The sequence below is a fragment of the Phenylobacterium sp. genome, from assembly GCF_004799395.1.
Classification (GTDB): Bacteria; Pseudomonadota; Alphaproteobacteria; order Caulobacterales; family Caulobacteraceae; genus Phenylobacterium.
Window position 1 is genome coordinate 1 of the sequence record NZ_SSMZ01000188.1, and the last position, 7,212, is coordinate 7,212.

General features: G+C 68.6%; 5 protein-coding genes and 1 pseudogene. All 6 read right to left on the reverse strand.

The genetic code is table 11. The annotated features are described in order from the left end of the window. Positions 1–1,828: TonB-dependent receptor (locus E8A12_RS12265; protein ID WP_293369069.1), on the reverse strand; the 1,828-nt coding region annotated here is incomplete at its 3' end. A 103-nt stretch (positions 1,829–1,931) separates the two neighbouring features. After that, positions 1,932–4,742, reverse strand: coding sequence for a [protein-PII] uridylyltransferase (locus E8A12_RS12270; RefSeq protein WP_293369071.1), 2,811 nt, complete (start codon positions 4,740–4,742; stop codon positions 1,932–1,934). A 48-nt stretch (positions 4,743–4,790) separates the two neighbouring features. Next, positions 4,791–5,447: an SdpI family protein gene (locus tag E8A12_RS12275; RefSeq protein ID WP_293369073.1), complete on the reverse strand. Its 657-nt coding sequence runs from the start codon at positions 5,445–5,447 to the stop codon at positions 4,791–4,793. Further along, on the reverse strand, positions 5,447–5,776 hold the full coding sequence (locus tag E8A12_RS12280) for an autorepressor SdpR family transcription factor (RefSeq protein ID WP_293369075.1): 330 nt from the start codon (positions 5,774–5,776) through the stop codon (positions 5,447–5,449). Before E8A12_RS12280 ends, E8A12_RS12275 begins: the two co-directional genes overlap by 1 nt. Positions 5,777–5,922: 146 nt before the next feature. Then, complete coding sequence (locus tag E8A12_RS12285; RefSeq protein WP_293369077.1) at positions 5,923–6,312, reverse strand: glyoxalase; 390 nt, start codon at positions 6,310–6,312, stop codon at positions 5,923–5,925. Between the two features lie 28 nt (positions 6,313–6,340). After that, positions 6,341–7,212: pseudogene (locus tag E8A12_RS12290) on the reverse strand (DNA mismatch repair protein MutS); the annotation flags it as partial.

Genomic DNA, 7,212 nt, shown 5'->3' on the forward strand with positions numbered 1-7,212 from the left:
CCTTGATCAGGTGACCGTTGGCCACCAGTTCAAGGCCGGCATGGGTGCTGGAGGAGAGGTTCTCCTTGGTGTCCAGGAGGGCGCCGCCGGCCAGTTCCGTGACCACGTCGGTAAAGTCGTGGTTCGACTGCCGGTAGTAGGCCGTCGCCAGGTAGAAGGTCCCGCCCGAGCGATACTGATAGCCCGCCTCGAAACTGTCGGTCTGCTCCGGCTTCAGGTTGAGATTGCCCTGCCGGAAATAGAGGGTGGTGGACTCGATCAGGAAGGGGTTCAGGTCGGCGGGGTTGGGCCGCGATATCCGGCGGCTGTAGCTCAAGGTCAGTTGCTGGTCGTCGCTGAACCCATAGTTCAGGTGCAGGGTCGGGTAGAGATTGACCGCGTTGCTGTCATGGGTGACCGCGCCGGTGACTTGGTTCAAGTCGAGTTGGACGTCCTCCAGCCGCAGGCCGCCCAGGACCGTGAACTTCCCGAACGGCCGTTCGTAGGTCACGTAGGCCGAATTGATCGTCTGTTTGTAGAGGAAGAGATTGGTCTGGGTCGGGTCGAGGCTGGCGCTCCCGGCGCTGACCCCGCTAAGGGCGACATTGTCATAGGCGTTGTCGTCGATGCGTAGGTCGTAGCCCGCCTTCAGCCGTGACCCGTCCGCCATCGGATGCCGATAGTCGGCGCGCACGTCGCTCAGCGTCAGGGTGTTGTGGCTGCGGATGTCGAAGAAGCTGTCCGGCAGGACCGGCAGGCTGGTGATGGCGGTGAAGGCCGTCTCGTTGCGCTCGTAGGTGGTCTCGTGGCTGGCGTTGACCGAGACGTCGTCCTCGACGCCGTAGCTGCGCCGCCAGCTCGCCTGGGCGCCGCGGTTGTCGCGCACCTGTTGCACCGTTCCCGGCTGCTCGAAGATCTCGTTGAGGGCGCCGGTGTGGTCGAAACCCTTCAGGTGCTGGCCGGTGTGGAAGTCGACGTCGGTCTGGTTGGCGTGGACTTCCGCCGAGAGCCGGTCCTTGGCGGTGATGTCATAGTCGAGCCCCACGCGCCCGTTCCACTGGTCGACCGGCCCACGGTTGTCGAACTGCTGCTGGAGGGTCTCGGCGAGAGCTCCGGTCGCGTCGAACTGGCTGCGCTGGTCGGTGCCGGTCGAGTGCTGCGGGTCGTGCCGGAACCCCGCATCGGCGGAAAGCGTCAGCTTGTTGGAGTTGTAGGCGCCCGAGACCCCGGCGTTCTGCCGCCCTGCGGTGCCGATGTTGTAGCGCAAGCTGCCCGAGCGGCCGGCGCGGCGGGTCTTCTTCATCACCAGGTTGATGATCCCGGCCGAGCCATCGGGCGAGAATTCAGCCGAAGGGTTGGTGATCACCTCTACGCGCTCGACAGAGTCCGCCGGCAGCGACTGCAGAGCCTGGGCCGCGCTCTGGCCGCGAAACAGGGCCGAGGGCTTGCCGTCCACCAGGATGGTGACGTTGGTGTCCCCGCGCAGCGAGACATTGCCCTGCACGTCCACCTCGACCGATGGGATGTTTTTCAGGGCGTCGCTGATCGTGCCGGTGGTGGCGGCCAGGTCGTTGGCCACGCCGTAGCTGCGCCGGTCGATGGAGGAGCGGAATGCGCCCTGCGACGCGCCGGTGACTGTGAGTTCGTCGACGGTCTTCGGCGCGGCGGGTTTCTTGGTGGCCGGCGCCGCGGGCTTCGCCTGAGCCTTGGCAGGCGCCTTGGCCGCGGCGTTGCCGTTGTTCGCGGCGGGCGTCGTCGTGGACGGCGCGGCCGGCTGGCTTTGGGCGAAGGCGTGTGGGGCGGCCAGCAGGGCGGTGGCGGCCAGCAGGACGCGAACTCGGTTGCGCAATCGGTCCCCCCAAGAGCCCCGGCGCAAGGCTGTCTAAGGGAGCCAGGTCGCCAAAACATAACCGAGACGAACTTCGTGGCGGCTATGGGGCGGTGACGCTTGTTCAGCGCGCGACGCTGGCCCGTGCGCGCTGCAGGTTGACTCGCCGCGGCTCCTCCTGGCCCTCGTCGTTGAGGGCGGCAAGCAGGGCGGCCCGCAGCGCATTGCCCTTCCGCGCATCGGTCACCTTCGCGCCCTTGGGGCCGGTGACGTAGAAGGCGTCTACGGCGCGTTCGCCATAGCCGTCGATGTGGGCCGACAGAATCGACAGGCCGGCGTCGGCGATGGTGCGGGCGAGCGCCGCCAAGAGGCCGGGGCGGTCGCGGCCGGAGGCCTCTACGACCGTCGAGGTCTCCGAGGCGTCGTTGTCCAGCATCACCGCCGGCTCGATGGAGAAGGCGGCGGCCCGGCCCAGGTCGGCCCCTCGGCGCGGCTCGTGCGGCACGGTCGCGCCGCGGGCGGCGGCTTCCAGGCTCTCCACCAGGCGCGGCAGGGACCGTGGATTGTCGATCCCATAGGGCTGGCCAGCGGCGTCCTGCAGGTAGAAGACGTCGAGCGCCTGGCCGGTCCGCGAGGTAAAGACCCGCGCGCCCAGCACATTGGCGCCGGCCCCGGTGATGGCGCCCGCCAGGTCGACGAACAGCCGCCGGCGGTCGACAGCGGCCACCGAGACTTCCGCCGCGTTTCGATCCAGCCGCACCCGGCCCTCCGCCGCAGCCCCGTTACCCGCCCGCCTCGACAGCGCAGCGTGGGCCAGGACCTCGCTCTCAGTGAAGGCCGAGAAATAGGCGTCCTCCATGGCGTCGGCCCAGGCCTCCGCCGCCGGATCGGCCTTGGCCGCCCGCACCCGGGCGTCATAGGCGGCGTTCTCGTGATAGCGCTTCAGGGCCGCGGCGCTGTCCGACCCGCGTCCGCCGCGGAAGATCGCCTCGGTCGCTCCATAGAGCTCGCGCAGCAGCTGGCCCTTCCAGCCGTTCCAGACGCCCGGCCCCACGGCGCGGATGTCGGCTACGGTCAGCACCAGCAGGAGGCGCAAGCGCTCCGGCGTCTCGATGATCTTGGCGAAATCGGTGACCGTGCGGGGGTCGGAGATATCTCGCTTCTGGGCGGTGTCGCTCATCACCAGGTGGTGTTCGACGATCCAGGCGACCAGCTCGATCTTCGAGCGCTCCAGGCCCAGCCGCTCGCAGGCCGAGCGCGCCGCCCGAGCTCCGGCCTTCTCCTGGCCGCCCGCGCCGCCCTTGCCAGTGTCATGCAGCAACATGGCCAGGTAGAGCGCATCCTTGTCGACGATCAGCGGCATGACCGCCGTGGCCAGCGGGTTCTCCTCGGCGTATCGACCGGCGGCGATGTCGGCGATCACGCCCACCGCGCGCAGGGTGTGCTCGTCCACCGTATAGGAGTGGTACATGTTGAACTGCATCTGGGCGACGATCCGCCCGAATTCCGGGAGGTAGCGGCCGAGCACGCCGGCGTCGGTCATCAGGGTCAGCGTCCGCTGAGGATCGCGCCCGTGGGCGAGGATGGACAGGAACACCTGGGCCGCGTGACGGTCGCGCCGTACGCCGGAGGTGATCAGAGGCGCCAGCCGCGTGGCGGCGGTGAAGGCGTCGGGGTGCAGGTCGAGGTTGCGCTCGTCGGCGATCTTGAACAGGCGCAAAAGGTTGATCGGATCTGTCTCGAAGATGTCGGGGCTGTCGATGTTCAGCCGTCCGCCGATCTCATGGAAGCCTGGCTCGTCGAGCGGCGTGCGCTTGGCGCGACGCGCGGGCAGCAGACGCGAGAGGCCTCGCGGCGCCGTCTTCACCTGCTCGGCCTCCAGCTTGGCGGCGAACACGCGGGTGAGCGCGCCGACCTCCTTGGCGATCAGGAAATAGCGCCGCATGAACCGCTCGACCGCCGGATTGTCCGCCCGGTCGCCGTAGCCCATCCGCCGCGCCAGTTCGGGCTGCAGGTCGAAGGTCAGGCGCTCTTCCGGGCGGCCCGTCGCGAAGTGCAGGTGCGCGCGCACCGCCCACAGGAAATCAAAGGCCTGGATGAAGGCGCGCACCTCGCGGTGCTCGAACATCTCCAGCTGCATGACCTTCTCGATCGACTGGCCGGGATGCAGGTACTGCGCGATCCAGAACAGGGTGTTGAGGTCGCGAAGCCCGCCCTTGCCCTCCTTGATGTTGGGCTCGACCATGTAGCGGCTGGCGCCTGCGCGGGCGTGGCGCTCATCGCGCTCCTTCAGCTTGGCGGCGACGAACTCGGCGCCAGTGCCCTTGACCACCTCGTTCTGGAAGCGGCGGACCAGTTCGTCGGCCAGCTTCTCGTCGCCGATCAGGCGCCGCGCCTCAAGGATCGAGGTGCGAATGGTGAAGTCCTCGCGGGAGAGCTTGATGCACTCTTCGACCGTCCGCGAGGCGTGGCCGACTTTGAAGCCCAGGTCCCATAGGGCGTAGAGCATGTACTCGATCACGCTCTCGGCATGGGCGGTCTGCTTATAGGGCCGCACGAAGAGCAGATCGATATCGCTGTAGGGGGCGAGCGTGCCCCGGCCGTAGCCGCCCACCGCCATCAGCGCCAGACGCTCGCCCTCGGTGGGGTTGCGGGCGCGGAACACGTGGACAGTGGTGAAGTCCCAGAGCGCGGTGATCACCTCGTCGGTCACCCCGGACAGTAGCCGCGCCGTCTCGATCCCGCCGGCGCCGTTCTCGAGCCGCTCCTTGGCGATCATCCGGCCGCGGAACAGGGCGGCCTTGAGGATCTCAAGCGCTGCCTTTCGCTGCGCCGGCCCGTCGCCGGCCTCCAGCGCCGCCGCTGACAGCTGGGCGCGCAGTCGCACCCCATCGACGACGTACTCGAGGCGTGTGGGTTTGAGGCGCGGGGGCATGAACGGGATATAGGATGCTTTGTCCCAACCTGCTCCTGCGGAGTTTCCTCAGGCGCGCGGCAGGGCGCGATGCAGGGTGCGCGAGCGGGCGACGCCCATCAGCACGGGAATGGCCGAGCCGGCGGCGATGCCGACCGCCAACGCCACAGCGCTCTGGATGATGAAGCCCAGGACAACCAGACCCAGCCCGGCCACCACCATGCCGCGCCCGGTGTAGCGGTGTGTCTTGTCCCACACCCCGGCGTCGGCCAGGGTCCACGGCGTCTTGACGCCGAAGAAGCCGTTGCGGCGGGCCTTGCCCAGGTAGTTTCCGACGGCGGCCAGCAGCACGCCGACGGCGATGGCCACGGGGCGCATGACGTTGAAGTCCGGGTCCTGCGCGCGGCCGACCAGGGCGAATTCCACCACCAGCAACAGGCCCGCGACCGCGATCAGGGTGACATCGAACACCTCCGCCGCACGATCGACCTCGTTGCGCATGCCGAACCCTGGCGCGAAGGTCATGGCCGTGGCCACGAAGCCCGAAATCACCGGGATCAGCCAAAGCGCGGTGCGCGAGACCCCATGATGGCGCAGGCCGTCCAAGCCGAGGTAGTTGAGCGGCACGCCGAAGCCAGCCGGAAGCATGAACCACGCCCAGGCGGCGACGGCGACGGAGGCGGCGGTGAGGATCGCGGCGATCCAGGTCGCGTTGGAAATTCGCATCAGCTTTCTCCCTTGCGAGGCTTGCTCGGGGCTTGGCTCGTCGGCTTGGGCCCCAGGAATTTGAAGGCGCCCATCAGCGCCATCAGGGCCTCTTCGAGCACCGAGACGTTGAGGCGGTAGATGATGGTCGTTCCGGTCTTTTCCGGGGTGACCAGCCCGGCTTCGCGCAGCACGGCGAAGTGGCCGCTCAGCGTCGGCTTGGCGAGCTGGAAGTGCTCGGCGATCTCGCCCGCGTTCATGTCCCGCTCGCGGAGCAGCTCGAGGACGCGGCGCCGGGTGGGATCGGCCAGGGCTTTGTAGACTTCGGACACGGGGAGCCTGTTGGTCATTTTGTAATTCGCTAACTAGCAAAATACCAAACAATGACAACGAAGCAAGAGGTATTTAGGCAAGCGCCGAAATTCAGGCGATCGAGATGGAGGCGTCGGGGGGCGCATCGCCGGTCCTGGGCGGCAAGGCCCTCGACGCGCCTCCCTCAAGGGGCTTGCCCTTGTATCAGCCGTGACGGCCAGCCGATCCGCACCAGCAACCCATCCGGTCCGCAGATCCCGACCTCATAGAGGCCCCACTCGCGGTGGCGCAGGACGCCGCCGGGGCGAATGATCAGGTCGTCGACGCGCGCGGCGATCGCGTCGACATCCGGCGTGCGGATGAAGACGCCGAAGGGGTTGTTCTCCTGCGGTACGCGCCAGGGACCTTCGCCCGCCTGGGCCAGGTGCACCTCGCAGTCCCAGCCGGTCATGATGATGTATTGGGCGTCCCCGCCGGTGCGCTCGAAACCCAGCCGCTCCCAGAACGGGATCGCGCCCGCCAGGTCATTGCTCGGCACGATGGCGAAGGCGCCGACGGTCGCGGGTATGGGCATCGATCAGCTCCTCCTTGAGGGGGCGACGCTAGCTCAGGAGCCCTTTCAGCCGATAGAGCGCCTCCATCGCCTCGCGCGGGCTCATGCCGTCGGGGTCCATGACCCTGAGCGCCTCTTCCGCCGGGCTGGGTCCGCTGGCGGGCGCGGCCTCCGCTACGGCCGCGAATAGCGGCAGGGCGTCGAGGTTGGGGGGGCCGGCGGCCTCGCGCTCCAGGCGCTCCAGCACGTCCTTGGCTCGGGCGACGACGGGCGCAGGCACGCCCGCCAGCTTCGCCACCTGGACGCCGTAGGACCGGTCCGCCGGCCCGGGCCCGGCCTCGTGCAGGAAGATCAGGTCGCCATTCCACTCCTTGGCCTTGAGCGAGAGGTTCGCGACATAGGCCAGTCGCTGCTCCAGCACCGCCAGCTCGTGATAGTGCGTGGCGAAGAGCGCGCGGCAGCGGTTGGTCTCGTGCAACGCCTCGGCGCAGGCCCAGGCGATCGCCAAGCCGTCGTAGGTCGCGGTGCCCCGGCCGATCTCGTCGAGGATTACGAAGGAGCGGGGCGTCGCCTGGGTGAGGATCGCGGCCGTCTCCACCATCTCGGCCATGAAGGTCGACCGGCCCCGCGCCAGATCGTCGCCCGCGCCCACGCGGCTGAACAGGCGGTCGACGACACCGAGCCGCAGGCGTTTGGCCGGAACAAAGCAGCCGGCCTGCGCCAGCACGGCCAGAAGCGCATTCTGGCGCAGGAAGGTCGATTTGCCGGCCATGTTCGGGCCGGTGACCAGGGCCAGCCTGGGCCCGCCGGCCCCCGCGCCGTCCAGGCGACAGTCGTTGGGGGTGAAGGCCTCGCCCGCGCGGCGGACGGCGTTTTCGACCACCGGATGGCGGGCCGCCTGCGCCTCAAAGGCGGTGGAGC

What these genes read in the sequence shown, in the direction of transcription:
- E8A12_RS12270 (WP_293369071.1), bottom strand. Translation starts at nt 4,742, where the DNA reads ATGCCCCCGCGCCTCAAACCCACACGCCTCGAGTACGTCGTCGATGGG.
- E8A12_RS12275 (WP_293369073.1), bottom strand. Translation starts at nt 5,447, where the DNA reads ATGCGAATTTCCAACGCGACCTGGATCGCCGCGATCCTCACCGCCGCC.
- E8A12_RS12285 (WP_293369077.1), bottom strand. Translation starts at nt 6,312, where the DNA reads ATGCCCATACCCGCGACCGTCGGCGCCTTCGCCATCGTGCCGAGCAAT.
- E8A12_RS12280 (WP_293369075.1), bottom strand. Translation starts at nt 5,776, where the DNA reads ATGACCAACAGGCTCCCCGTGTCCGAAGTCTACAAAGCCCTGGCCGAT.